Genomic DNA, 26,040 nt, shown 5'->3' with positions numbered 1-26,040 from the left:
CTCACCATTGTTGCGAACCATTCCAGCGCCCCGTTCACTGCGAAGTGATGTTGTCTGAATATCGGTGAATCAAGCCTTTGCTTTCTCCTGTGTTCCGAGAAGATCCAAAAACTAAAAGCGACCGTTCGGGTCGCTTTTTTCATGGCGTGGGCACCTGCGCGCCCAATGCTCAGCGCGTATGCACCTTCATCGCGCGCTCCACCTCGCGCTTGCTCTCGCGTTCTTTGATCACGTCGCGCTTGTCGTGCTCGGCCTTGCCCTTGGCCAGGGCGATATCGCATTTGGCTAGGCCGTTTTTCCAGTGCAGGTTGATAGGTACCAGGGTGTAGCCTTTTTGCTCGACCTTGCCGATCAGGCGGCGGATCTCGTCCTTCTTCATCAACAGCTTTTTGATGCGGGCGGCATCGGGGCTGACGTGGGTAGAAGCGGTCTTGAGCGGGTTGATCTGGCAGCCCATCAAAAACAGCTCGCCGTTCTTGATCAGCACGTAGCCATCGGTCAGTTGGGCCTTGCCTTCGCGCAGAGCCTTCACTTCCCAGCCGTGCAGCACCATGCCCGCCTCAAAGCGTTCTTCAAAGAAATAGTTGAATGCCGCCTTCTTGTTATCGGCTATGCGGCTGTTGGTGTTGTTCGTCTTCGACATAATTACCATCTTAGGGGCAAAAGCGCGTTTCCAAGTCTGTAGGGCTGCTGGGAGCGCCTAATTTTGCCCAAGCCCTCATTTTAAGAAGAATCCGGGCAGCCGGGCCCCAAGGTCCGGACTGCCGCGCTTGCATGAAAACTGTCAACAAGTCCGTTCTGATCTGGTACAGCCCCCAGGAAATGTTTGATCTGGTGGCCGATGTGCCGCGTTACTCCGAATTTCTGCCTTGGTGCGACCACGCACAGGTGCTGGAGCAACACGCCGATGGTGTGACTGCCGAGGTCGGCATCTCGCTGGCGGGCATCAAAAAGTCCTTCGTCACGCGCAATACCTACGATCCGGGCAAGCGCCTGCAGATGCAACTGGTCAAAGGCCCGTTCTCGCACCTGCAAGGCGATTGGCAGTTCCACCCGGTGGGTGATGGCAGCCAACGCGCCTGCAAGGTGGAGCTGAACCTGAGCTATGGCTTTGACAGCCTGGCGCTGGCGGCCGTGGTGGGCCCGATTTTTGACAAGATCGCGGCCAGCATGATGGACGCTTTCATTCAGCGCGCCGAGAAAGTGTATGGCTGAGCCTGCATTCATCAGCGTAGAAGTGGCCTGGGCCGAGGCCGGCCAGGTGCGCTCGGTGCTACTGCAATTGCCAGCCGGCTCCAGCCTGGGCGCTGCTTTGGCTGCCGCCAGTGCGCAAAGCAGCCAAGCCTTTGCAGCTGAGCAAGATGCCGGTATTTGGGGGCGCCAGCGCCCGCGCGAAACCTTGCTGGCGGATGGCGATCGCGTAGAGCTGTACCAGCCCTTGCTGGTAGACCCGAAAAAAGCCCGGCGCGAGCGCTTTGCCAAGCAGGGCGCCCGCCGGGCCGGCCTGTTCTCGCGGCGCCGGCCGCAGTCCAAACAAGGCTACGGCGCCTGAATCAGCGCCCATGAAAAAAGCCAAGCAACTGATGCTGCTTGGCTTTTTGACTTTTTGACAGCTTGGCCGGGAGCCGCTGTTTTTAACAGTTGTTGGCGATGGCGTCGTTGATGCGTTGCTGCTCTTCGGCGCGCTTGTTGGCATCGATATAGACCATTTCACCCTTCTCATTGGGCATGCGCACGGCTTTGCCGGTGTCGAACATGGTCTTGGCTTGCTGGGCGCGCTTGCAGTTGTCGGCCCGGGCGGCGGCCTGCTTGGTTTTCTCGGCCTGCTCGGCGTCTTTTTTGGCCTTTTCCTCAGCCTGCTTCTTGGCTTCGAGCTCTTTGTCTTTGCCGCTGGGCGCTTTGGGCGCGGGCTTGGCGGCGCTCTCGGCCGGGGCAGCTTCGCCTTCGGCGGGGGCGGCTACCTCACGCATGGCGGGGCCGGTGCCAGAGCTTTTGACATCGTTGAGCGCGCCATAGCCTTTGGGCTTTTTGACAATGTTTTTCTCCGGGATCTCTGCTCCCGGCGGGCGGTCGCTGAAGACCTTGCGGCCATCTTTGTCTACCCACTGCCATTGGGCCATGGCGGCGGGCGCGGCAAGGCCAAAGGCCAGGGATAGTGCGAACAGCTTGAAAAGTTTCATCCTTTGAGTGTAGCGTGAGCCGCGCAAAGCGCGTGTGAAGTTGTTGGTTGCGCAGTACACCTGCAGTCTGGGGTGGGAAATCTTGCTGACAAGCAAGCTCTATGCAAAAAAAGCTAGAATCCTTTTTTTGGAGCTTTCACAATGCGCCTGATCGGAAAAGCGCTCACCTTCGACGATGTGTTGCTGGTGCCCGCATACTCCCAAGTCCTGCCCAAGGACACTTCTCTCAAGACCAAATTCTCCCGCAATATCACGCTGAACCTGCCCCTGGTGTCTGCCGCCATGGATACGGTGACCGAAGCACGCTTGGCCATTGCCATTGCCCAAGAGGGCGGCATCGGTATCGTGCACAAGAACATGACGGCCGAGCAACAAGCGGCTGAAGTGTCCAAGGTCAAGCGCCACGAATCAGGCGTGGTGCACGACCCGGTCGTGATCACCCCCGAGCACACGGTACTGCAAGTGCTGGAGCTGTCGGAAAACCTGGGCATCTCGGGCTTCCCGGTGTGCGACGGCGGCAAGGTGGTTGGCATTGTGACCAGCCGCGATCTGCGCTTTGAAACCCGCTACGACGTGAAGGTGCGCGACATCATGACTCCGCGCGAACGCCTGATCACCGTCAACGAAAAAGACGACACCACGCCCGCCGCTGCCAAGGCGCTGCTGAACAAGCACAAGCTGGAGCGCATCCTGGTGGTGAACGACGCCTTCGAGCTCAAGGGCCTGATCACCGTCAAAGACATCACCAAGCAAACCACTTTCCCCAATGCCGCCCGTGACCGGGCCGGTTCGCTGCGCGTTGGCGCTGCCGTGGGTGTGGGTGCTGGCACGGAAGAGCGTGTCGAGCTGCTGTCCAAGGCAGGCGTGGACGCCATCATTGTGGACACGGCCCACGGCCACAGCAAGGGCGTGATCGACCGCGTGCGCTGGGTCAAGCAAAACTACCCGCATATCGACGTGGTGGGTGGCAACATCGCTACCGGCGCTGCTGCGCTGGCACTGGTGGAAGCGGGCGCTGATGCGGTCAAGGTTGGTATCGGCCCTGGCTCCATCTGCACCACGCGTATCGTGGCCGGTGTGGGCGTGCCCCAGATCATGGCAATCGACAGCGTGGCTCAAGCCCTGCAAGGCACGGGTGTTCCGTTGATCGCTGACGGCGGTATCCGCTTCTCGGGCGATATCTCCAAGGCGCTGGCTGCTGGCGCATCGACGGTGATGATGGGCGGCATGTTTGCCGGCACCGAAGAAGCCCCTGGTGAAGTCATCCTGTTCCAAGGCCGCTCCTACAAGAGCTACCGCGGCATGGGCTCGATCGGTGCCATGCAACAAGGCTCGGCCGACCGCTACTTCCAGGAATCCACCACCGGCAACCCCAATGCCGACAAGCTGGTGCCCGAAGGCATTGAAGGCCGCGTTCCCTACAAGGGCTCGATGGTTTCCATCGTCTACCAAATGGCCGGCGGCGTGCGCGCCTCCATGGGCTACTGCGGTTGCGCCACCATCGAAGAGATGAACAACAAGGCCGAGTTCGTGGAAATTACCTCCGCCGGTATCCGCGAATCGCACGTGCACGACGTGCAGATCACCAAGGAAGCGCCTAACTACCGCGCCGACTAATTAGTCCCCCCTGAGGTGCCGTTGGCACCTTCCCCCAGGGGACAACGGCCTTTGCTGCGGGGCGGCCCTTGCTGGCCGTTCTTGTCTGCGCTGCGCCAGTGCTGAGATGCGTGGGCTATGGCAAACAGGTAAACAGACCAGAACGACAAATTCTGGTCTTAATGCTAGAATCTGGTCTGAACTATTTGTTCAGGCCAGATTTTTTTATTTCTACCTATGCAATCCGTCGGCATCTACGAAGCCAAGACCCGTTTTTCCGCACTGATCGAACTTGTCGAGCAGGGCGAGGAAGTGCGCATCACGCGCCACGGCAAGGAAGTAGTGCGCATGCTGCCAGTGCGCCGGCGGCCGGTCATCTCGGACGAGCAGATCGCCCGCGAGCTGGGCCAGATTGCCGCCTTGCAAGCCAGCATTGCACCGGCGGCAGCCCACGAAGAGGCTGCAGCCCTGCGCAAAACCGGCCGGAGCGAAGCCGCATGAGCAGCCCAGTCACCGCTTTTGTGCTCGACGCCTCCGTCACCGCAGCCTGGCTGCTGCCAGACAACGCCAGCGAAGCCACGCGCCGCCTTTACACCCGCATCCGCCGCGATGAAGTCGATCCGCACGCGCCCAATTTGTGGCAGTGGGAGTGCGGCAATCTCATCGCCAGTGGCGTCAACGCTGGTCGCATTCCGCACACCTCGGTGGAAGGTTTGTGGGGCGTGCTTGAAGCCATTCGTCACCGCGTGGAGCTGCATGAGCTGGCTCCCGCACAGCACAAAGCCGTGCTCGACGTAGCACTTGAAACCGGCTTGCCCACCTACGACGCCGCTTATCTGTGGCTGGCAAGATCGCTCAAATTGCCGCTCGCCACATTCGATACAGCGCAAGCCAAGGCCGCTAAAAAAAGCGGCGTGGCGCTGCTTGACTTGAACGACCTCTGAACTCAACCCCAACCGTTTTACTTAGCTCTAAAACACCATGCAACACGACAAGATCCTCATTCTCGATTTTGGCTCGCAGGTCACGCAGCTCATCGCTCGCCGCGTGCGCGAAACCAATGTCTACTGCGAAGTGCATCCCTGTGATGTGACGAGCGACTGGGTGCGCGAATTTGCCGCCGACGGCAAGCTCAAAGGCGTGATCCTTTCCGGTAGCCACGCCAGCGTTTATGAAGTGGATGACCGTGCGCCAGACGCTGTGTTCGAACTCGGCCTGCCCGTGCTCGGCATCTGCTACGGCATGCAAACCATGGCTACCCAATTGGGTGGCAAGGTGGAAGGCTCCAATACCCGCGAATTCGGTTACGCCGAAGTGCGCGCCCACGGCCACACCAAGCTGCTCGAAGGCATCGAAGACTTCAGCACGCCAGAAGGCCACGGGATGTTGAAGGTCTGGATGAGCCACGGCGACAAGGTCACCCAACTGCCCGAAGGCTTCAAGGTGATGGCCTCCACGCCCAGCTGCCCCATCGCCGGCATGGCTGACGAAGCTCGCGGCTACTACGCCGTGCAGTTCCACCCCGAAGTCACGCACACCGTGCAAGGCGCGGCCATGCTCAACCGCTTCGTCAAGGGCATCTGCGGCGCGAATGCGGACTGGATCATGGGCGACTACATCGAAGAAGCCGTTGCCAAGATCCGCGAACAAGTGGGCGACGAAGAAGTCATCCTCGGACTCTCCGGCGGTGTCGACTCTTCCGTAGCCGCAGCGCTGATCCACCGCGCCATTGGCGACCAACTCACCTGCGTGTTCGTTGACCACGGCCTGCTGCGCCTGAACGAAGGCGATATGGTCATGGAGATGTTCGAAGGCAAGCTGCACGCCAAGGTGGTGCGCGTTGACGCCTCCGACTTGTTCCTGGGCGAGCTGGCTGGTGTGTCCGAACCCGAGCAAAAGCGCAAGATCATCGGCCGCCTGTTCGTCGACGTTTTCAAGGCCGAAGCCAGCAAGCTCAAGGCTGCGAACGCCGGCAGCAAGGGCGCAACCTTCCTGGCGCAAGGCACGATCTACCCCGACGTCATCGAATCCGGCGGCGCCAAGAGCAAGAAGGCCGTCACCATCAAGAGCCACCACAACGTGGGCGGCCTGCCAGAGCAACTCGGCCTCAAGCTGCTCGAGCCGCTGCGCGACCTGTTCAAGGACGAAGTGCGCGAACTCGGCGTGGCCCTGGGCCTGCCGCGCAACATGGTCTACCGCCATCCATTCCCCGGCCCAGGCCTGGGCGTGCGCATCCTGGGTGAAGTGAAAAAGGAATACGCCGAGCTGCTGCGCCGCGCCGACGCCATCTTCATCGAAGAGCTCAACAACTGGACCGACGAAGCGACCGGCAAGTCCTGGTACGACCTGACCAGCCAAGCCTTCACCGTCTTCCTGCCCGTCAAGAGCGTGGGCGTCATGGGCGACGGCCGCACCTACGACTACGTCGTGGCCCTGCGCGCCGTGCAAACCAGCGACTTCATGACCGCCGACTGGGCCGAGCTGCCTTACGGCCTGCTCAAGCGCGTCTCCAACCGCATAATCAACGAAGTGCGCGGCATCAACCGCGTTACCTACGATGTGAGCTCCAAGCCACCTGCAACCATCGAGTGGGAATGATTCTGGAATAGGAAACAGCCAGAATTCCCAGGCATCAAAACCAGCAAATCCCGCTTTATGGCGGGATTTTTTTCGTCTGTTGCTGAAGGGGATTGCCGAAAGCGCGTCAGGAATACAGGTCAGGTTTAGCCAACCGAGATTTGTCCATGCAGAGGTCCAGGGAGCATGCCGGCTTCAGCATGGCGCGTTGAGCCTGCGCACAGCGACAACTCAGGTGGCACGCAAAAAGTCAATCAACACCTGGTTGAACTCCTCCGCATGCGAGAGATTGCAACCGTGGGGACCGCCTTTGATGACATGCATCTGACTGCCTTTGACAGCCTGGTGGGTGCGCGTACCGCTGTCTGCCAGTGGCACGATCTGGTCGCTATCGCCGTGGATGACCAGCGTCGGTATGCTGATCTTGGCCAGATCGGCGCGAAAATCCGTGCCCGAAAACGCGGCAATGCAATCGTGCGTGCCTTTGGGCGATGCAAAGGCTGCCATCATGAAGGTGTACTGACGCTGCGCTTCGCTGACCAGGAGCTTGCCCTTGGCGTCGGCGTAAAAGTTCTTGCTGAAGGCTTCCAAAAACGCCAGTCGGTCTTTGGTAATGCTGCTTTGGCGCTCGGCTATATCTGCTTTCGTCACTTTGCCTTCAGGGTTGTCTGCGGCTTTCAGCCGGTACGGCGTAACGGCTGCGGCAAACACTGCACGCGCAATGCGTTTGCTGCCGTACATGCCCAAATAGCGCGCCACTTCGCCGCCGCCCATCGAAAAACCGACGAGGGTGACTTTCTTTAAATCCAGCTTGACCAGCAAGGCCTCCAGATCCTGGCTGAAGCGGTTGTAGTCATAGCCTGTCCAAGGTTGGGACGAGCCGCCGAAGCCGCGCCGGTCATAAGTCACCACGCGGTAGCCCGCATCGACCAGCGGCGCAATCTGCGCCTCCCAGCTGCGGCCGCTGAGCGGCCAGCCGTGGATCAGCACCACCGGGTCGCCCTGACCAACATCCTGGTAATGCAGCTCGATGGCGGCCGGGGTGTCAGGAACAGTGAGATAAGGCATAAAAACTCCTATGAAACTGTGGCGAAACATGCCCACCTTGGCGGTTGATGATCAACGGGGACTGCTCTGCTTAATGGGCTGAGCATTTGCTGCCCATAAGGCGGCCATCGTTGACACGGAACGCTGTGTTGAGCGGGCCTTTTCAGATCTCTTCCGGCTGCTTGCATCTTGGGACGCTGACGCTTACCGTTCCATCGGGGCTTGGTTTGCCAGCTGTGGAAGCTGCAGCGCCAAAAAGAGTTGTCGGCGGAGAGTCCCACTTTGCAGTCGCTTGCTATTGGGTCAGGTCGAAGGTGGTCTTTTCAAGCAACCGGCTCGCTGGCATCCTTTCTTCCTTCCGCAGTCTGCCTCGGTGCGGCGAACTTGGCTGTAGGCCGCATGCCCGAGCGGCGCCTGGATGGGGTGTGCGGCAACGGCATGTAACGAGCCCGGCGTGCTTGCCAGACATGGCGGAAACAGGAAGAGGGACGGCATCCTACAGCGGCGCAGCTGCCTTGCTTACTCGCTCGTAAAGTCAATGCCAAGGGGGACTGCAACGGATGGAAACAGAAAACCCGCCCTCGGTGCTTTCGCGTGCGAACCCGGACGAAACCGGAATTCGCCCCCAGGCGGGTTTGAGCAAAGCGTATGGGTTCAGCTTGCCGAGGTCAAGAAGGCGTTGGTCCCTTGTCTGGTGCCTGAGACTGCGGCTGCCTTGATCGCAGCTGCTGAACGCCCCATTCTTTATTTCGGCGGCGGCGTTATCCAATCTGAGGCGGCGGCACTGGCCGTCGCGCTGGCGGAAAAGGCGAGCTTGCCCACGGTCACGACCTTGATGGCTTTGGGGGCGATGCCTTGCACGCATCCGCTTTTGCTCGGCATGCTCGGCCAACATGGCGCGCCTTATACCAACTGGGCTTTGGAAGAGTGCGATTTGCTGATGGCGGTTGGCGCACGCTTTGATGACCGTGCTACCGGCAAGCTGTCCAGCTTTTGCCCGCAGGCCAAGATCATCCATATCGATATAGACCCGGCCGAACTGAACAAGCTCAAGACGGCGCATGTGGGCATAGTTGCCGACGCGGCTGAGGCGCTGAGCCGGTTGCTGCCGCTGGTGCCTGCCAGTGCCTGCGCTGACTGGCTTGCCCGTGTTGCAGTGCTCAAGGCCTTGCACCCGCAAAAGCTGCCGGGGAGCGATGATCCGCGTAGGCACTATGGTTTGATCCGCGCCGTGGCTGCGTGTTTGGGCGATGACGCCATCGTCACCACCGATGTGGGCCAGCATCAGATGTGGACCGCCCAGGCGTACCCGCTGGCACGGCCACGCCAGTGGCTCACTTCGGGCGGTCTGGGCACCATGGGATTTGGTTTGCCAGCCGCCATTGGCGCTGCACTGGCCGCGCCAGAGCGCACGGTGGTTTGCTTCACAGGTGATGGATCGATTCTGATGAACCTGCAAGAGCTGGTGACTTTGGCCGAGCTGCAGGCCCGGGTGAAGATCGTGCTGATGAACAACTCCGCGCTGGGCCTGGTGCACCAGCAGCAAACCCTGTTTTTCGGCTAGCGCCTGTTTGCCTCGCAGTTCCAGGTTGCGCCCGATTTTCTGGCCGCCGCCCGTGCGCTGGGCGTGGCTGCTGTTGATCTGGATGCGGCCCCCGACCCGCATGCCGCACTGGCCGAGGCCTTGGCCCTTGCTTGATCCACGCCAGCATCGACGTGCAGCAAAAGGTCTACCTGATGGTCCCGCCCGGCGCTGCCAACCGCGAGATGCTGGGCGCTTGAGGCGGGGGCTCGGGCGGGTATCAATCGTTTTGCTCAGCACCGGCTCGCCAGACGACTTTGCCCGCTTTCTGGTCGCCGAAAGCCAAAAGCGGTAGGCTTTGCTGGACAGCGGCGCCAGGATTGACCTGAATTGAGCGGGACCGGGCGGGGGTAAACCTGGCTCCCGTTTGGCTTTGACGGACCGACCCCGCAAGCGGTCTTTGCTTCATCAAATGCGTCGGATGCGGTCAGGCTTTGCGTTCAAAAAGGCAATTGGTAGTTGATGCCAATGTTTCATGGACTAAGGTTGCAGGCGAATGCAAGCTCCATGGTGGCTTATTGCCGGGTTCAGCTCTCCAAGATGAAATCCAGTTTTTCCTTGGCTCCCTGAACCAATCGAAGCTGGCTTTCCCACTGTGCTTTGATTCTGTCAATGGGTCCTGCAATCGCGAAGCTATACCAATCGGTTCCATAGCGGAATGGCACTGCAATCGAAGCAAGGTCAGCTACCTTCTCGCCTTCATTGGCTGCCCAACCTTGCTGCGCCCATTGCTCAGATAGTTGCAGAAAGCTATCGCGATCGGCAATCGTGTGCTCGGTAAATTTTTGCCAAGTGATTTGCTCCATGATTTTCTGCTTCTCGCTCGGGTCTTCCATGGCAAACAAGATCTTTCCCAGTGCATTGGACTGTAGTGGCCTGGAGTCGCCAACATCGATCGAGTATCGAATGGGATTGCTGGACGGAATGCAGGCCAGATAAATAACGCATGCATCCATTCTTTTACCCAAGACCACTGACTCGCCAGATTGGTCTCGAAGCTCATTGAGTACGGGCTCGCATAAATCGAGCAGCACATCGGATGTCGAAATTTTGAGGCATTGGGTCAACAGCTTTCTGGTCGGGTAGTAGCCCCCTCGTTTCCGAACTTCATAGACATAGCCCTTAACGGCCAAGGTGCGGACCAGCGCAAGGCAACTAGACATGGGGATGTTCAGTGCACTGGAAATTTCAGTCAAGGACAGAGGCCTGCACTCTTGAGAGAACAGCGCGATGACATCCAATGTTCGAGCAACTAGTTTCACTTCCATGAGGAAATTATCAACGCAGTTGAGGTCACTGCTTGTCCTTCCCTACCTGGATGTCTGCGGGAATACCATAGCTTGACTGCCTTGTTTGCCTGAATGAAAGTTCCTGTCAGGGAAATTTAATTCCCTGACAGGAAGGAATAAGCAACCTCGGAGGCAATATGAAACGACTAAAGCGTTGGATGAAGGCTCTGGTAGCAGGTGTGGCCTTGTATCCTCTTGCGACACTGGCCGCATACCCGGAGAAGCCTATACGGCTCATCATTCCGTTTGCCGCCGGCAGTTTGACGGACGTAGTGTTCAGGGTCCTGAGTCCAGAGCTGGAGCGCGAGCTGGGCCAGCCCGTTGTCATAGATAACAAGCCTGGCGCCAGCGGGATCATTGGAACGCAGTTGGCAGTTAATGCCGCGCCAGACGGATACACGCTGGTGTCGGTGGGAGTGACAAACGGTGCGAGCAACAAGGCTCTTTTTAAGAACCTGAGCTACAACCCGAGCAAAGATTTTGCGTCTATTGGCAAGGTTGCGGAATCTCCCTATCTCTTGGTTTCTGCATCTAGCTCTCCCATCGATAGTGCAGCTTCTTTGGCCAGAAGTGCCAAAAATAATCCGGAAAAGATTGCCTATGCCTACGCGTCGGGAAGTGCGCAGGTTTCAGGTGCAATGCTGGCCCAAGCCATGGGCGGTAAATTTTCACTGGTGCCTTATAAAAGTTCGCCACAAATATTGACGGACATTATTGGTGGAACGGTGGATACCACGTTGTCCGATTTCGCTGGAGGCATGGCACAAGTAAAAGCGGGAAAGCTGCGCGCATTAGGAGTGACAACCAAGGAACGCTTCCCGCTGGCTCCTGAGGTGCCTACGCTGATCGAAAGTGGTGTTCCTAATTTTGATGTCACGGTTTGGTTTGGGCTGGTGGGGCCCAGTGGGTTGCCAGAAGCAGTAATCGCTCGTTTGTCAAGCGCATTGAATAAGGCGCTTGTGTCCAGTGCAGTGACAGAACATTTTTCCAGGCAGGGCATTACCGCAACACCGAGTTCCCCGCAAGTCTTTCATCAGTTTCTGAGAAAAGAAATTGAAACTTGGGCTTCGATGGTTCAGGCGGCTGGGCTGGAGCCTCAGTAAAAATCTATCTTCTCGGGAGGTTTGAATGATGAAGGATGAAACCATCGGTTTTGTGGGTTTGGGGAATATGGGTTTTCATATGGCTAACCGCTTGGCTAAGGCTGGCTATTCTCTGGCTGTTTTTGATGTTGATAATAAATGGAAAAATTATTTTGAGGAGCTGGGGGTTCGGTGGGTGAGCTCACTGGTGGAACTGGCAAACACGGCTTCAGTGATCGGGGTCAGTTTGCCTACTCCACAAATCGTGGAGGCAGTGCTGTGTGGCAGCGAATTCATCTCAGAAGGAAATAAGGTTGAGGTTGTTTTTGATACATCTACAACGGGCCCGGAGGTGATCCGGCGTGCTGCTGCTGCGCTGGCTCGCAAAGATATTGTTTTAATTGATGCGCCTGTGAGTGGTGGAACTACAGGTGCAGAGAATGGAACTCTAAGCGTTATGGCTTCGGGCAATAAAGAGGCATTTGATAAAGTAAGGCCGTTGCTGACTGTGATTGGTCGAAGCGTTTTTTATTTGGGTGATTCTGTGGGGCAGGGGCAAACCATGAAAATCATCAATAACACCATGTGCGCTGTATCGACACTGGCTAGCTTTGAAGGCTTGGTGCTAGGAGTCAAGGCAGGCCTGGATCCCAAGATGATGCTGGATATAGTGAATGTATCCAGTGGTCGTTGCTTTGCCACTGAAGTGAAAATACCAGAGTGTATTTTGGAGAGAAATTTCCCGCTTAAATTCACCACTGACTTGCTGTTTAAAGATGTGAAACTTTGTCTGGATGAGGCAGATCGCCAAGGGCTGCCGATGTGGGTCAGCGATTCAGCCAGGCAGATGCTTGCATTTTCCATAGGGCAAGGTGATGGAAAAATGGATTATGGGAATCTGATAAAACGTTATGAAGAGTGGGCAGGTGTTCAGTTCGGAAATGTGGTGTAAGAGTATATTTAAGGGGGTGATATGGTAGAGAAGATTGAATTGGGTCGAAAAATTTTGAAAAAAACTTTAGGGGATGAGTATTATCAAAAAAGACTGGATTCTACAAATGATTTCAATGGGGCTCTGCGTAGACTGACGGATGAATATTGTTTTGGCGAAGTATGGGGGGACGATGCGCTTTCACCAAAAATTCGTAGCATGTTGGTGATTGCACTGTTGGCTTGTCAAGGGCGGGTGCCAGAGTTGAAAACTCATACTCTCGGGGCCATCAATAATGGTTGCAGCGCCGAAGAGATTAGGGCCGTGATGTTGCAGGTAGCGGTGTACTGCGGCGTGCCTGCAGGAGTGGAAGGCACAAGAACAGCGGAAGGCGTTTTGCGGGAAAAAAATCTGCTGTAGCTTGCAGTTGATCGAGTGTCCAGACCGGGCTGCGCCGTGACCATATGGCAACGGCCAGCCCAGCTAGGATTACCTTGACGCGTGAACTGGTTGAGGTCCTCTGGGCAGGGGCACAGTGCGTGCGGGCAACCGCCAACGAATATTTACATGGCGGCGCTCGGCTACTGGTTGCGGGGCGGCTGCGGGCGGCTACACTCGCATCGTTCAATTTACGGATCGTCTGTGAAGCTCCCATTTATTGCCCGTTCTCTGTTCGCTGCTGCGCTGGCGGCTGCGGCCTTGTCTGCCCAGGCGGCCAACCCCATCTTGGTGCTCAACTCGCTCGATGCGAACATCAGCGTGATCGACCCGGCCACGTGGAAGGAAGTCAAACGCATCCCCACGGGCAAGGAGCCACACCACCTCTACCTCACGCCGGACAGCAAATCGGTCATCGTGGCCAATGCCACCGGCGATTCGCTCACCTTTGTCGACCCCAAGACGGCCGATGTGCAGCGCGTGATCCAGGGCATTTCCGACCCTTACCATCTGCGCTTTTCGCCCGATATGAAATGGTTTGTGACGGCGGCCAACCGCCTCAACCATATTGATATTTACAGCTGGAACGGCACCGAGCCCAAGCTGGCCAAGCGTATTGCCACCGGTAAAACGCCCAGCCACTTGTGGATCGACAGCAAGAGCACGACGATCTACTCGACCATGCAAGACAGCGACGAGCTGATTGCGATCGACATCGCCAGCCAAACCCTCAAGTGGCGCATCAAGACCGGCACCATGCCGGCCGATCTGTATGGCAGCCCCGACAACAAGTTTGTCTTTGTGGCGCTGACGGGCAGCGACGGCGTGCAGGTGTTCGACGTGAGCGGCGCGCAGCCCAAGCTGGTCAACACCATCAAAACCGACAAGGGCGCACATGCTTTCCGCGCCGCTGGTGATGGCCGCCATCTGTTTGTCAGCAACCGCGTGGCCAACACCATCAGCAAGCTCGACATGCAAAGCCAGGCCGTGGTCGACAAATACCCCGGCCCCAGCGGCCCGGACTGCATGGACGTGAGCCCGGACGGCCGCTACATCTACCTGAGTTCGCGCTGGGCCGGCAAGATGAGCGTGATCGATACGCAAGAGCGCAAGGTGGTAAACCAGATCAAGGTGGGCAAATCGCCGCACGGCATCTGGACGCTGGACCACGCTCCGCGCTAAGCCGGAGAACCTGCCATGCGCCTGAAAACCTTTGCTCTGCTGGCTGCCAGTGCCTGCGCGGCCAGCAGCCACGCGCAAAAAACGGCTGAGCCGCCAGCACCGGCCTGCAACAAGCCGGTCTACCTGACGCTGGACACCGGCCACATGGGCGTGGCCGAGCACATTGCCCAGGTGCTGCGCCAGGAGCAGGTCAAGGTCACCTTCTTTGCCGCCAACGAGCGCACCAAAGAAGGCGATGGCAGCCTGGGCGAGCACTGGGCGCCGTGGTGGAAAGCCCGTGCCGCCGAAGGCCACGCTTTCGCCTCACACACCTGGGACCACGTTTACTGGCGCGCCGATGGTAAAAAAGAGCAGGGCACCGTGCGCAGCTTTGCCGTGCGCCCATCGCAAGGGCCGCGTGCAGGCCAAAGCTTCACGATGACGGTGCCTGAGTACTGCGCCGAAATCAAAAAATCCGAAGACCGCTTGCAGCAGGTCACCGGCGTGAAGCCGCTGCCGCTGTACCGTGCGCCCGGTGGCAAAACCTCGCCCGCGCTGATAGCGGCCGCGCAAAGCTGCGGCTATCAGCATGTGGGCTGGTCGCCTGCCGGCTTTCTGGGCGACGAGCTGCCCAGCGACAAATACCCCAACGCCCAGCTGCTGGACAAGGCGCTGAAAAACATCCGCCCCGGCGATGTTTTGCTCGCCCACCTGGGCATCTGGGACCGCAAAGACCCTTGGGCTCCTGCCGTGCTGCAGCCGCTGATCCAGGGGCTCAAAGCGCAGGGTTTCTGCTTTGCTACCTTGCGCGATCACCCCCAGTACCGGGATTGGATTCGCGGGCATTGATGCCAATGGCCGCCCGCGTTTGGCACACTGGCGGCCTTTGCAGCCCGCAAGCTTTCTTGCACCATGGAATTTCTCAGCTCGCTTTTTGACACCGCCCAGCAGTGGGTGTTTGAACAGGTGTTTCAGCCCTTGATGTTCAACCTGGGCCTGGCCAATTTTTTGGAAGATGGCTTCACGGCGGCGGGCTGGTTTCTGGTGGGCTGCGTGCAAATACTCATCATGGTGCTGGTGATTGCGCCCTTGCAGCGCTGGCGCCCGGTGGAGGCGGTAACGGACAAGCACGCCATCCGCGTGGACATGCTCTACACCATGATCCACCGCCTGGGCCTGTTCCGGCTGGCGCTGTTCTTCACCATCGACCCGCTGTGGGACTGGCTGGTGGGCAGCCTGCGCATGCAAGGCTTTGAGACCTGGCACGTAGACGCACTGTGGCCGGGCGTGACCGATGTGGCCTGGGTCAGCTTGTTGATTTACCTGGTGATCTTCGACTTTGTCGCCTACTGGATCCACCGCGGCCAGCACAGCTTTCTCTGGTGGTGGAAGCTGCACGCCTTGCACCATTCGCAGCGCCAGATGACGATGTGGAGCGACAACCGCAACCACCTGCTCGATGACGTGATCCACGACAGCATCCTGGTACTGGTAGCCGTGCTGATTGGCGTGGCGCCCAGCCAGTTCGTGGCCATTGTCGCCATCACCCAACTGAGCGAAAGCCTGCAGCACGCCAACCTGCGCGTGTGGTTTGGCCGCATTGGCGAGCGGCTGTGGATCAGCCCCCGTTTCCACCGCCGCCACCACGCCATCGGCATCGGCCATGAATCGCCAAGCAAACCGGTGGCAGCGGCTGGCGCGGCAACTGCTGTTGCTGCCTCTCAGCCGATAGCTGCTTCTGTTGATGCAGCCGCGCCCGCAAAGCCGCGCCCGCGCCTGGGTGGTTGCAACTTTGGCGTCTTGCTGCCTTGGTGGGACATGCTGTTTGGCACCGCCAACTTCGAGCTGCGCTACGACCCGACCGGCATCCGCGACCAGGTGCAGCCCAACAAACAAGGCCAGTTGCGCGACTACGGCAGCGGCTTTTGGAGCCAGCAATGGCGCGGGGTTTTGCGTTTGTTCAACCGGGCTTGAGGGGCGCCCGGGGCCGCTTTCAGCGTCTTGGGAAACGCTTAGAACGTGTTTACGATCTCCTCGCGCCGCGACAGCGGCTTTGCGAGACAAAGGGCTTCTTGCAAATTCTGCCTGTGCACTGCTCGCGGGGCTCTCTTACAGCCTTGCTTGTGCATCGCAAAGCCACTGTCCACAAGGGTTGCACCGAAATCGGCCGATTTCACAGCGCTGGGCCTTGTATGCACATGGGTGCATTCTGCGACCCATCGCAGCGAACTCGGACTCGATTGCGGCACAACGCGACTGCGTAGAGATCCTAAACACGTTCTTACAGCGGCGCCAGCTGGTAGCCAGTGCTGCGCCCGCCTGCTCCATCTTTTTGGAGCACGCCTTGCTCGACCAAGGCGGTGATGTCCCGCAGCGCCGTATCGCTGGAGCACTTGGCAATCGCTGCCCACTTGCTGGTGGTGAGCTTGCCGTCGAAGCCATCGAGCAAGCGGTTGAGCACTTTGGTCTGCCGCTCGTTCATTGGCGTCAGCGACCATCGGCGCCAGAACCGGGCTTTGCTGAGCACGTCTTCGAGCGTGGTGTTGGCCTGCTCAATCGCTTGTTGCAAGGCTTGCAAAAACCATTGCAGCCAGGCTGTGACGTCCATATCGCCCTTTTGTGTGCGCTCCAGTATCTCGTAGTAGGCTTTGCGCTCGCGCTGGATTTGGGCCGACAAGCTGTAAAAGCGCTGGCCGCTGCCATCGACCCGCGCCAGGAGCAGATCGCCCAAAGCGCGCGCCATGCGCCCATTGCCATCGTCGAAGGGGTGGACCGTCACAAACCACAGGTGGCCCAGGCCTGCTTTGATGAAGCCAGGCAGGGCATCGGCGTTGTTGACCCAGGCCAGCAGGGCTGCCATCTCGCCAGGTATCCGGGCAGCCGGGGGCGCCTCATAGTGAACCTTTTGCCGCTCGAAAGGGCCGGAGACAACTTGCATCGGGCCTGCCGCGTCGTCGCGCCAGGCGCCGACTGTCAGCTTGCTCATGCCGGAGTAGCCTGTGGGAAACAAAGCCGCGTGCCAGCCGAAAAGTCGCTGCTCAGTCACGGGCTGCTGGTGGTTGGCCGTGGCATCCAGCACCATCTCCACCACGCCTTCAACGTGCCGGTCTACCGGCGCCAAAGCGCCAATATCCACGCCCAAGCGCCGGGCGATGGACGAGCGCACAGAGGCCGCATTCAAGGTCTCGCCCTCGATCTCGGAGGTTTTGAGCACATCTTCCGTCAGCACCGTCAGGCTGGCCTGGTCGCGCAAGGCCATGCCGACATCGGCCAGGCGCCCCAGCAGCATGCCTTGGGCATGGCTTACGCGCTCCAGGGCTGGGGCCAGTGCCTGCATATCGAAGCGCCATTGGGGCCAATCAGGCGATTGCCAGATGTATTCGCCGCTAAACATGCGGTGAATAATACAGGCAATCACCGCAATCGGCCAGTTGCCGTTGGAAGCTGCTTACAAAGGGGGCGCTTCAAACCTTCTCTGACCAACTGCAAGGCCTTTACTCGAAGCGCGGAAACTTAGCGCTGATCGCCGCCCCGCAGCATCCACAAATACAGCTGCTCCACTTTCTCGCGCGCCCAGGGCGTCTTGCGCAAAAACTTCAGGCTCGACGAGATGCTCGGGTCCAGGTTGAAGCAGCGCACGGGGATGCGGTCGCCCAGGCCGGCCCAGCCGAAATGGTCGACCAGCTCGTTGAGCATGCGCTCCAGGGTGATGCCGTGGAGAGGGTTGCGCGGTTGTTCTGGGCTGTTCATGGGGGCTGATTGTCGTTGACTGGGCGGGTTTGCGTGCGGGCAGGGCCTCTCACCAGCCATGGCGGCGCATGTTTGCGGGCTGGGACTACTTCGCTGCAGCGCGGCTTGCCGCTAGGATGTGCGCTGGCGTGGCGCTGGGCTGCGCACCGGTCATAGTCAACTGCAAGGATAGATTCCCATGTCCCAACAAGGCACCAGCCTGATGCTGGATTCGTTTTGGCGCGCCGCGGCGTACTGTTTCCGGCCCCGGGTGATTGCTTTGTCGCTGGTGCCGCTGGTGGTGATGCTGCTGGCGCTGGGCGGCTGGGCGTATTTCTTCTGGTCGGGCAGCGTGGCGGCAGTGCAGCATTGGGTGGAAACCATTGGCTGGCTGCGCACCATGTTCAGCTGGTTTGGCGGCAGCAGCACTGAGGGTTTTGCTGCCGGCATAGCGCCTTTTGTGGTGCTGGTGCTGATGACGCCCGTGGCCGCCGTGCTGGCTTTGCTGGTGATCTCGTTTTTGATGACGCCTGCTTTGCTGCGCATGGTGACCGAGCAGCGCTTTGCCACCTTGGCCAAAAAGCACGGCACAGGTCTCATGGCTGCCATTGCCTGGGCGCTGGGCACTTCGGTGCTCGCGGTGATTGCCTTTGTCGTGACCATGCCGCTGTGGCTGATTCCGCCGCTGGTGCTGGTGGTGCCGCCGGTCATCTGGGGTTGGCTGACTTACCGTGTGATGAGCGTGGATGCATTGGCCGAACACGCCAGCAAGGCTGAGCGCAGCACCTTGCTGCAACGCTACCGCTGGCCGCTGCTGCTGATGGGTGTGATCTGTGGCTACATCGGCATTGCGCCCAGCGTGGTCTGGGCCTCGGGCATTGTGTTTGCCATTGGTTTTGTGGTGCTGGTGCCTATTGCGGTGTGGATTTACGCCATTGCCTTTGCTTTCTCATCGCTCTGGTTCATCCACTTCAGCCTGGCGGCCTTGCAACAGTTGCGTGCCGAGCAGGGCGATGGCGAGGTGATCGACGCGCCCGCCAGCGCGCCCGCATCGGCCCCGGGCGTGGACAACAGACTGCAAAACGAGCAATTGGTGCACCACAGCCCGGCGGCGGCAAGTGACCACGCACCGGATTGATGCATGCACCATAATGGTGCATAAAAGTGCAAATTTGGTGCATGCGCGCGCAGCGCAGGCTGCCTCTGCGGTCTGCACGCAGTTGGTGCCGTGCGTGGCTTGGTTTGCTCATTCTGGTGCGTCGGGGCAGGGCATATGCACGGTCAGCGTGCACTTCGCTGGGCGGTCGCGGTGCAAAAATAATTTCATGGTCGACAAGAGCGTAGGCCTCCCCAAAGCGCTGTACAGTCACGCTCAGCGCCGCGACAAGGCGGGTTTGCCGGGCCTGGGCCCCGGGCGCAGCAGGGTTGTCATAAAACTGGCACGCAAACTGCTTTAGTCTTGTCACAGCCTTTTTTATTCACGATTTTCTTTGGAGCTATAGATGGCCAAGAGCGTTGCAGATGTGATGAGCATGTTGAGCGAGAACGAGGTCAAGTTTGTGGACCTGCGTTTTACCGACACCCGTGGCAAAGAACAGCACGTCACGGTGCCTATCTCGCACTTTGACGAAGACAAGTTCAGCTCGGGTCACGCCTTTGACGGCTCTTCCGTCGCTGGCTGGAAGGGTATTGAAGCCTCGGACATGCTGCTGATGCCCGATCCCAGCACCGCCAACATCGACCCCTTCTTTGAAGAAACCACGCTGTTCCTGCAGTGCGATGTGATCGAGCCGGGCGACGGCAAGGCCTACGACCGCGATCCCCGCTCGGTGGCCAAGCGCGCCGAAGCCTACCTGAAGGCATCGGGCCTGGGTGATACCGCTTACTTCGGTCCTGAACCCGAATTCTTCATCTTCGACGGCGTGCGTTGGAGCACCGAACCCAACCACCCCTTCTACGAAATCGAAGAGTACGAAGCGCCCTGGAACAGCGGCGCCAAGCTGGACAACGGCAACCGTGGCCACCGTCCTCGCGCCAAGGGCGGCTACTTCCCCGTGCCTCCCGTCGACAGCACGCAAGACATGCGCGCCGAGATGTCGCTGGTGCTCGAATCGCTGGGCATTCCAGTCGAAGTGTTCCACCACGAAGTGGCTGGCGCTGGCCAGAACGAACTGGGCACCCGTTTCTCGACCCTGGTTGAGCGCGCTGACTGGACCCAAGTGCAGAAGTACGTGATCTGGAACGTGGCCGATACCTACGGCAAGACCGCTACCTTCATGCCCAAGCCTTACGCTGGCGACAACGGTTCGGGCATGCACGTGCACCAATCCGTGTGGAAAGACGGCAAGAACCTGTTCGCAGGCGACGGCTATGCCGGTCTGTCGGATTTTGCGCTGTACTACATCGGCGGCATCATCAAGCACGCCCGTGCCCTGAACGCCATCACCAACCCCGGTACCAACAGCTACAAGCGCCTGGTGCCCGGCTTTGAAGCCCCGGTGAAGCTGGCTTACTCGGCCAAGAACCGCTCGGCCTCGATCCGTATTCCTTACGTGAGCAACCCCAAGGGCCGTCGCGTGGAAGCGCGCTTCCCCGATCCGCTGATGAACCCCTACCTGGGCTTTGCCGCTTTGCTGATGGCTGGTCTGGACGGCGTGGAAAACAAGATCCATCCCGGCGAAGCTGCCACCAAGGATCTCTACCACCTGCCGCCCGAAGAAGACAAGCTGGTGCCTACCGTGTGCCACAGCCTGGACCAGGCGCTGGAAGCACTGGACAAGGACCGCGCATTCCTGACCAAGGGCGGCGTGTTCAGCGACAGCATGATCGACGCCTACATTGAGCTGAAGATGACCGAAGTGACGCGCTTCCGCCAAGCCGTGCACCCGATCGAGTTCGACATGTACTACTCGCTGTAATAAGCGGGAATCGCAGTAATCGATACCCTCGTGAGGCAAGCGAAAGCGGCCTCTGCAACGGCCCGCATTGAGCGGGCCGTTTTTTTATTGGGTTATTGCAGATGCTGGGGTTGCTTGGTTGGCGCTGCTTGCTACTCTACTCTCAGGTGGTTTTTCTAACTGGCGTTGGCTGGCAATGCTTGCATTAGCTTGCCGGGTCTCGCCCCGGCAGGCGACCTCCCTTTTTGCCCAGCCAAAAAGGGAGGCGAAAAATCTGCCCCACATCCAGCGTCCCCGAAAGCTTCGCGTTGCGAATCTTTCGGGGCAACCTGCGGCCACAGCCAATACCGGCGTGCGGCAAAACTCGTTGCGCGCCAAGGCGCTTCACTTAAACAGCTGCCGCAAGTCAGAGCACGAAGTTTGGCTGCTCTGCGGCAGCCAAACCGCCGGTATTTGCTGCGTCCACAGGCGCTGGCTGAAAGGGTGGGGAGGTACATCCTGAACAGCCAACAGCCAACAGCCAACAGCCAACAGCCAACAGCCAACAGCCAACAGCTAACAGCTAACAGCTAACAGCTAACAGCTAACAGCTAACAGCTAACAGCTAACAGCTAACAGCCTGCGAGAGCTGTGCCGTAGTTTTCAGAGGGCTTGCGGTAAGGGATCCAAAAAGCTGTCCACTTGCCAGCACTGCCATGCGTTACTGAGAAATATCGGCCTGCAGGCTGCGAGGCTCAAAGGTGGCTGTGGCGATTTGGTATAAAGTTGATAGCGCAACCGCGAAATGGGGCCAGCAGAGTGTGGCGCAGTGGCTGCGAATCTGTAACAGTGGGAACTGATGCTGTAGTGCTGGCTCATTGTCTATACACTGCCAGCTCACGCGCGCAGCCGCTGGCTGCTGCGGGTGCTGCTGGTGAGGGCCGGCAGGCGGTACATGTTTTTGGTTGGGGTACATAGGCGCGAGGTTATGCAAATCAAGTGGTTGTTTTTGGCTGTGGCAGTGCTGGGGGCGCAAGCGGCGCAGGCGCAAGATCGTATCTATCGCTGCGGCAATGAATACACCAACGACGCGTCCAAAGCCCGCCAGCGCGGCTGCACGCTGGTAGAAGGCGGCAACGTCACCATTGTGCAAGGCACGCGCCCACAAGGCGGTGCAGCCAGCCCGGCGCCAGCTCCTGCATCGGGCGCTGCAGCGGCGCCGCGCCCGGCGCGTGCTCCGGCAGCGGCTACGCCTGCACCGCGCTCCACCACAGCCGAAGGCCGTGCTCGCGATTCCGATGCCCGCCTCATCTTGGAGACGGAGCTGAAAAAGGCCGAATCGCGCAAGGCCGAGTTGGCGCGCGAGTACAACAACGGCGAGCCGCAAAAGAACGCGCTGGAAATGCGTAACCCGGCCTTCTACAACAAGCGCATCGAAGACCTGAAGACCGAAATGACCCGCATGGACAGCGATATCGCTGGCATCCAACGCGAACTGCAGCGTCTGCCTGCGCCATAATTTGCGCTTTAGCGTATTAGAACCACAGCCATGCCTGATCTGAGTGGCCTGAGCGGCGCTGACCGCGAATGGCAGGCGCTGGAGCACATTGCCACGCTGGTGGCGGTCATCCAGCTCGACGGCTCGGCCGTCCGCGTCAACGCCGCGCTGGAGAACGCGCTCGGCGTCTCGCGCAAAAACATCCTGGGCCACTACCTGGGCAGTTTTTTCCAAGACGACGAGCTGGTGCACAAAGCCCTGGTCGATGCGCGTGCGCAGCGCTTTTCCTCGCTGCGTTTCGAGGCGCACATGCGCCGCAGCCTGCAAGATTCTTTCCCCGTGCACGCCAACCTGTCCTGGTGGCAAGACGACGAAACCATTCTGGTGGAGCTGTGGCCGCTGGAGCAGCAGGTGCGCCAAGACCGCGAAGAGCGTGTGCGCGAACAGGCGCTTGCCAACAAAGAGCTGATCCGCAATCTGGCGCACGAGATCAAGAACCCGCTAGGCGGCATTCGCGGCGCAGCGCAACTGCTGGAGCTGGAGCTGCCCGATCCGCAGCTCAAAGAGTACACCGACGTCATCATCCACGAGGCCGACCGCCTGCAAGCCTTGGTGGACCGTTTGCTTGCGCCGCACCGCCACCCGCACACGGTGGGCGATGTCAATATCCACGAAGTCTGCGAGCGTGTTTGCCAGCTGGTGCTGCTGGAGTTTCCCGGCCTCAAGATCGAGCGCGATTACGACATCTCGCTGCCTGAGATTCGGGGCGACCGCGAGCAGCTCATTCAGGCCTTGCTCAACATCGTGCAAAACGCGGCGCAGGTGCTGCGCCCGCAAATTGCGCTGGGCACGGCGCGCATCACTTTGCGCACCCGCATTGCGCGCCAACTCACCTTGGGGCGCAAGCGCCACAAGTTGGCATTGGAATTGCATGTCATTGACAATGGTCCTGGCATTGAGCCGGACATCAAGGAGCGGATCTTCTACCCCTTGGTGACCGGGCGCGATGGTGGCACGGGCCTGGGCCTGCCGCTGGCGCAGACCTTTGTGCAAAGGCACGAGGGCCTGATCGAATGCGAAAGCGAGCCCGGGCACACGGATTTCCGCATCATGCTGCCATTGACAGATTAGGGTTGCGCCGCACCCTTGCTGCAGGATCTGGACATGAAGACTATGTAGGGAAGGGCGAGAGCGACAATGAAACCAATCTGGATAGTGGATGACGACCCTTCGATCCGGTTCGTGCTGGAGAAAGCACTGGCACGCGAGCAGCTGCCCACGCGCAGCTTTGTACACCCCAAGGAAGTGCTGCAGGCACTCGAATCCGTAGCCGATCCGGCGCAGGCACCTTCGGTGCTGGTGAGCGACATCCGCATGCCCGGCGGCAACGGCCTGGAGCTGCTGGAGCAATTGCACGAGGCGCAGCCGCAGCTGCCCGTCATCATCATGACGGCGTACTCCGATCTGGACAGCGCCGTCTCGGCCTTCCAGCGCGGCGCTTTCGAATACCTGCCCAAGCCCTTTGACGTGCCCAAGGCGGTAGAGCTGATCAAGCGCGCCGTGCAACAAAGCCAAAGCCAGACGCCCGAGCTGGCGCAGGCCGCCGGCGGCGGCGAAATGCTGGGCCAGGCGCCGGCCATGCAAGACGTGTTCCGCGCCATTGGCCGCCTGTCGCAAAGCAATGTGACGGTGATGGTGACGGGCGAATCGGGCTCGGGCAAAGAGCTGGTGGCGCGTGCGCTGCACAAGCACTCGCCGGTCTCAAACGGCCCCTTTGTGGCCATCAACACGGCGGCCATTCCCAAGGACTTGCTCGAATCCGAACTCTTTGGCCACGAGCGCGGCGCCTTCACCGGCGCGCAAACCCAGCGTCGCGGCCGCTTTGAGCAGGCCGAAGGCGGAACGCTCTTCCTCGACGAAATCGGCGACATGCCTTTCGACCTGCAAACGCGCCTGCTGCGTGTGCTGTCCGACGGGCATTTTTACCGCGTGGGCGGCCACGTGCCCGTCAAATCACATGTGCGCGTGATTGCGGCCACCCACCAGAACCTCGAAGAGCGCGTACAAAAAGGCGTGTTCCGCGAGGACTTGTTCCACCGCCTGAACGTGATCCGTCTGCGCCTGCCGCCGCTGCGCGAGCGCCGCGAAGACATTCCCATGCTGGCGCGCCACTTTCTGGCCGCCAGCGCGCGGCAGCTGGGCGTAGAGCCCAAGCAGTTGTCCGAAGCTGCGCTGGCGCGGCTGCAGCGCTTTGCCTTCCCCGGCAACGTGCGCCAGTTGGAGAACATCTGCCACTGGATCACCGTCATGGCGCCGGCGCAATGGGTGTCCGAGCAAGATCTGCCGCCTGAAGTGCTGCAAACCACGGCCGGTCCGGCCGAGCCGCACACCCCTGTGCCGCAAAGCCTGATGCCGGATATACCCGCTGCGCTGGCGGCAGCACCTGCAGCTGGATCTGCGTCTGCGTTGAGTGGCGCAGTGAACGGCGCTTCTGGCGCTGCGGCGCACCATGTGCCCGCCTCGGCATCGGCTGGCCAGCCCGCACATTGGGAGGCCGACCTCGCCCGCGAGGCCGATGTGCTGCTGCAATCGGGCAGCACCGAGGTGTGGGACGTGCTGAGCCGCCGCTTTGAATCGCAGCTCATCAAATCGGCCCTGGCCGCCACGCACGGCAAGCGCATCGAGGCAGCGCAACGCCTGGGCATTGGCCGCAACACCATCACGCGCAAAATCCAGGAGCTGGGCTTGTCGGCCAGCGACGAATAGTTCGCCACGCGCGCGACCACCACAGCCCGCTGCAAGCCGTTTGCAGCGGGCTGTGTTGCATTTGGAATCAACGCTGGCGTGCCACAATGGGTCAAACGCTTGTACTGGGGTGTCCAACTATGCAGAAAATGTCTTCGGTGTTCACGGCGCAGGCCTACCGCAACTCGCCCGAGCGCGTAGGGCGGCAGCGCTCGGCCATGCTCAACACCTTGCGATTGGCGGCGTCTACCGCCACCGGCATTGCGCAAGTGGCGGGCGATGTGGCGCAAGGCATGCTGGCGGGCGGTCTGCCACCCAAAGCCAAGGCGCAATGGGGCAACCCGGCGCGTGAAGACGCTTACTGGCGCAGCCACTACCAAAGCTGCGATTTTTACGAAGTGGGTCAGCCCTTTGAGCGCTACCGCCCGGCGCTGGCCTTGGGCTGGTTTGCTGCGCAGCGCAACCCCATGGGTTTTGACGACATGGTGGAGCAGCTCAAAGTGCAGTGGCGCCACATGCGCGATGCCAATACGCTGACTTGGCCGCAAGTATGCGAAATCGCTCGCGCCGCCTACGACCACGCGCTCGAAGGCATCAAAGGCGAAGAGCTCTCTGCTGACCAGGTACAGCACGCCGTGCAGGCCTTGCAGCAAGGCCTGCAAGACTGCGAGGCTTGCCTGGTCGCTGGCAGCGAGCAGGCGCGGGCCATTGCCTTGCGCACCCATCTGTACGCACTGGCCGAGCAGTTTCGCGCCATGGATTGGCAGTTGCAAGACGCTTTGTTGGCGCAAGATGGCAACGCCTTGCTGGTAGAGCGTCCGGGCCTGAGCATGGCCGGTCGCCTGCACAAGCGCTGGACCGATTTCAAACTGCGCGCCAACCTGGTAGGCGACCGCGACCTGATCGCCGAATGCAGCCTCTGCCTGGTGCTGGCGGCCGAGCGCTACCAGCGCGTGCTTGAATCGGCCCTGCCGCTGGAGCTGCGCCCCCTGCTGCAAGGCCAGGCCCAGCAACTGCGCCGCCATATCGACGAACTGCAGCACATGCAAGACGCCTGGGCGCGTTAAACCGATCCCAACGCTTGCGCCGCTTGCTGCCGAGCACCAGGTGTTGCGCGGCAGCAAGCTTTTGGAGCCCGCAGTGTTAACAATCTGGCGCCGGCCTTGCTTGGCGAAAACAAGCTGGCCACAGGGCAGGGCGCGCCCTGGCGCAGCCCCGCCTAGCATTGCACTCAAAAATTTTCCGCGTCAGTCAAAAAAATCCTGTGTGGGCACCTGCTTTCCGCGCCGGGGCCGTTGGCTTGGAAAGT

General features: G+C 59.9%; 25 protein-coding genes. 19 read left to right on the top strand and 6 right to left on the bottom strand.

Annotated elements, in window-relative coordinates; all coding sequences use genetic code 11:
* Positions 1-169: 169 nt before the first annotated feature.
* Positions 170-643 carry an SsrA-binding protein SmpB gene (gene smpB / locus ACFIQF_RS10275; RefSeq protein WP_393942525.1) on the bottom strand — a complete coding sequence of 158 codons (474 nt, stop codon included), beginning with the start codon at positions 641-643 and terminating at the stop codon, positions 170-172.
* Between the two features lie 131 nt (positions 644-774).
* Here smpB and ACFIQF_RS10270 point away from each other — a divergent pair, with 131 nt between their 5' ends.
* Entirely contained in the window at positions 775-1,215 is a 441-nt protein-coding gene (locus tag ACFIQF_RS10270; RefSeq protein ID WP_393942524.1) for a type II toxin-antitoxin system RatA family toxin, read from the top strand.
* Positions 1,208-1,552 (top strand): RnfH family protein, encoded by a 345-nt coding sequence (locus tag ACFIQF_RS10265; protein ID WP_393942522.1) that lies wholly within the window; start codon positions 1,208-1,210, stop codon positions 1,550-1,552. The genes ACFIQF_RS10270 and ACFIQF_RS10265 overlap by 8 nt, the downstream gene beginning before the upstream one ends.
* A gap of 82 nt (positions 1,553-1,634) precedes the next feature.
* On the opposite strand, the gene ACFIQF_RS10260 is transcribed toward ACFIQF_RS10265, so the two are convergent.
* Complete coding sequence (locus ACFIQF_RS10260; protein ID WP_393942521.1) at positions 1,635-2,180, bottom strand: DUF4124 domain-containing protein; 546 nt, start codon at positions 2,178-2,180, stop codon at positions 1,635-1,637.
* A gap of 141 nt (positions 2,181-2,321) precedes the next feature.
* On the opposite strand from ACFIQF_RS10260, the gene guaB reads away from it, so the two are divergent.
* The 4 genes from guaB to guaA all read left to right on the top strand — a co-directional run bounded on the left by guaB (position 2,322) and on the right by guaA (position 6,374).
* Positions 2,322-3,797, top strand: a complete 1,476-nt coding sequence (gene guaB / locus ACFIQF_RS10255; protein ID WP_393942519.1) for an IMP dehydrogenase — start codon at positions 2,322-2,324, stop codon at positions 3,795-3,797.
* Positions 3,798-4,013: 216 nt separating this feature from the next.
* Positions 4,014-4,277, top strand: coding sequence for a type II toxin-antitoxin system Phd/YefM family antitoxin (locus ACFIQF_RS10250; RefSeq protein WP_393942518.1), 264 nt, complete (start codon positions 4,014-4,016; stop codon positions 4,275-4,277).
* Positions 4,274-4,720, top strand: a complete 447-nt coding sequence (locus tag ACFIQF_RS10245; protein WP_393942516.1) for a type II toxin-antitoxin system VapC family toxin — start codon at positions 4,274-4,276, stop codon at positions 4,718-4,720. Before ACFIQF_RS10250 ends, ACFIQF_RS10245 begins: the two co-directional genes overlap by 4 nt.
* Positions 4,721-4,757: 37 nt before the next feature.
* Complete coding sequence (guaA, locus tag ACFIQF_RS10240) at positions 4,758-6,374, top strand: glutamine-hydrolyzing GMP synthase (RefSeq protein ID WP_393942515.1); 1,617 nt, start codon at positions 4,758-4,760, stop codon at positions 6,372-6,374.
* 210 nt (positions 6,375-6,584) lie between these two features.
* Here guaA and ACFIQF_RS10235 read toward each other — a convergent pair whose 3' ends face one another.
* Positions 6,585-7,421: an alpha/beta fold hydrolase gene (locus tag ACFIQF_RS10235; protein WP_393942513.1), complete on the bottom strand. Its 837-nt coding sequence runs from the start codon at positions 7,419-7,421 to the stop codon at positions 6,585-6,587.
* 397 nt (positions 7,422-7,818) lie between these two features.
* Between ACFIQF_RS10235 and ACFIQF_RS10230 the strand changes: the two genes are divergently transcribed.
* Positions 7,819-8,964, top strand: a complete 1,146-nt coding sequence (locus ACFIQF_RS10230; RefSeq protein ID WP_393942512.1) for a thiamine pyrophosphate-dependent enzyme — start codon at positions 7,819-7,821, stop codon at positions 8,962-8,964.
* Between the two features lie 545 nt (positions 8,965-9,509).
* Here the strand turns inward: ACFIQF_RS10230 and ACFIQF_RS10225 are convergent.
* Positions 9,510-10,250, bottom strand: a complete 741-nt coding sequence (locus tag ACFIQF_RS10225) for an IclR family transcriptional regulator (protein WP_393942511.1) — start codon at positions 10,248-10,250, stop codon at positions 9,510-9,512.
* Between the two features lie 158 nt (positions 10,251-10,408).
* On the opposite strand from ACFIQF_RS10225, the gene ACFIQF_RS10220 reads away from it, so the two are divergent.
* From ACFIQF_RS10220 to ACFIQF_RS10195, 6 genes are all read left to right on the top strand, one after another.
* A complete protein-coding gene (locus ACFIQF_RS10220) occupies positions 10,409-11,374 on the top strand; it encodes a Bug family tripartite tricarboxylate transporter substrate binding protein (RefSeq protein WP_393942510.1) in 966 nt (321 codons plus the stop codon).
* A 25-nt stretch (positions 11,375-11,399) separates the two neighbouring features.
* Complete coding sequence (locus ACFIQF_RS10215; protein ID WP_393942508.1) at positions 11,400-12,305, top strand: NAD(P)-dependent oxidoreductase; 906 nt, start codon at positions 11,400-11,402, stop codon at positions 12,303-12,305.
* 21 nt (positions 12,306-12,326) lie between these two features.
* The gene (locus tag ACFIQF_RS10210) at positions 12,327-12,704 is read left to right on the top strand and encodes a carboxymuconolactone decarboxylase family protein (RefSeq protein ID WP_393942506.1); all 378 of its coding nucleotides are present in this window, start codon (positions 12,327-12,329) and stop codon (positions 12,702-12,704) included.
* Between the two features lie 222 nt (positions 12,705-12,926).
* Positions 12,927-13,904 (top strand): YncE family protein, encoded by a 978-nt coding sequence (locus tag ACFIQF_RS10205; RefSeq protein WP_393942504.1) that lies wholly within the window; start codon positions 12,927-12,929, stop codon positions 13,902-13,904.
* Positions 13,905-13,919: 15 nt separating this feature from the next.
* Entirely contained in the window at positions 13,920-14,732 is an 813-nt protein-coding gene (locus tag ACFIQF_RS10200) for a polysaccharide deacetylase family protein (RefSeq protein WP_393942502.1), read from the top strand.
* Positions 14,733-14,795: 63 nt separating this feature from the next.
* Positions 14,796-15,857, top strand: a complete 1,062-nt coding sequence (locus ACFIQF_RS10195) for a sterol desaturase family protein (RefSeq protein WP_393942501.1) — start codon at positions 14,796-14,798, stop codon at positions 15,855-15,857.
* 307 nt (positions 15,858-16,164) lie between these two features.
* Here ACFIQF_RS10195 and ACFIQF_RS10190 read toward each other — a convergent pair whose 3' ends face one another.
* Together ACFIQF_RS10190 and ACFIQF_RS10185 are read right to left on the bottom strand one after the other, a co-directional pair.
* Positions 16,165-17,277, bottom strand: coding sequence for a Fic family protein (locus tag ACFIQF_RS10190; protein WP_393942499.1), 1,113 nt, complete (start codon positions 17,275-17,277; stop codon positions 16,165-16,167).
* Positions 17,278-17,396: 119 nt separating this feature from the next.
* Positions 17,397-17,633, bottom strand: coding sequence for a VF530 family protein (locus ACFIQF_RS10185; protein ID WP_393942497.1), 237 nt, complete (start codon positions 17,631-17,633; stop codon positions 17,397-17,399).
* A 178-nt stretch (positions 17,634-17,811) separates the two neighbouring features.
* Between ACFIQF_RS10185 and ACFIQF_RS10180 the strand changes: the two genes are divergently transcribed.
* From ACFIQF_RS10180 to ACFIQF_RS10155, 6 genes are all read left to right on the top strand, one after another.
* Entirely contained in the window at positions 17,812-18,750 is a 939-nt protein-coding gene (locus ACFIQF_RS10180; RefSeq protein WP_393942495.1) for an EI24 domain-containing protein, read from the top strand.
* 364 nt (positions 18,751-19,114) lie between these two features.
* Positions 19,115-20,530 (top strand): type I glutamate--ammonia ligase, encoded by a 1,416-nt coding sequence (gene glnA, locus ACFIQF_RS10175; RefSeq protein WP_393942492.1) that lies wholly within the window; start codon positions 19,115-19,117, stop codon positions 20,528-20,530.
* Between the two features lie 946 nt (positions 20,531-21,476).
* Positions 21,477-22,007, top strand: a complete 531-nt coding sequence (locus ACFIQF_RS10170; protein ID WP_393942490.1) for a hypothetical protein — start codon at positions 21,477-21,479, stop codon at positions 22,005-22,007.
* A gap of 30 nt (positions 22,008-22,037) precedes the next feature.
* On the top strand, positions 22,038-23,117 hold the full coding sequence (gene glnL / locus ACFIQF_RS10165; RefSeq protein ID WP_393942487.1) for a nitrogen regulation protein NR(II): 1,080 nt from the start codon (positions 22,038-22,040) through the stop codon (positions 23,115-23,117).
* A gap of 66 nt (positions 23,118-23,183) precedes the next feature.
* The gene (gene ntrC, locus ACFIQF_RS10160; protein WP_393942485.1) at positions 23,184-24,752 is read left to right on the top strand and encodes a nitrogen regulation protein NR(I); all 1,569 of its coding nucleotides are present in this window, start codon (positions 23,184-23,186) and stop codon (positions 24,750-24,752) included.
* 119 nt (positions 24,753-24,871) lie between these two features.
* Complete coding sequence (locus ACFIQF_RS10155) at positions 24,872-25,798, top strand: ferritin family protein (RefSeq protein WP_393942482.1); 927 nt, start codon at positions 24,872-24,874, stop codon at positions 25,796-25,798.
* The last annotated feature ends 242 nt before the right edge of the window (positions 25,799-26,040 follow it).

The sequence above is a fragment of the Comamonas trifloxystrobinivorans genome (assembly GCF_043359985.1).
In the GTDB taxonomy this organism is placed as follows: domain Bacteria; phylum Pseudomonadota; class Gammaproteobacteria; order Burkholderiales; family Burkholderiaceae_C; genus Comamonas; species Comamonas trifloxystrobinivorans.
Note: the sequence above shows the minus strand (reverse complement) of the source record. Positions and strands in the feature narration are given on the sequence as shown.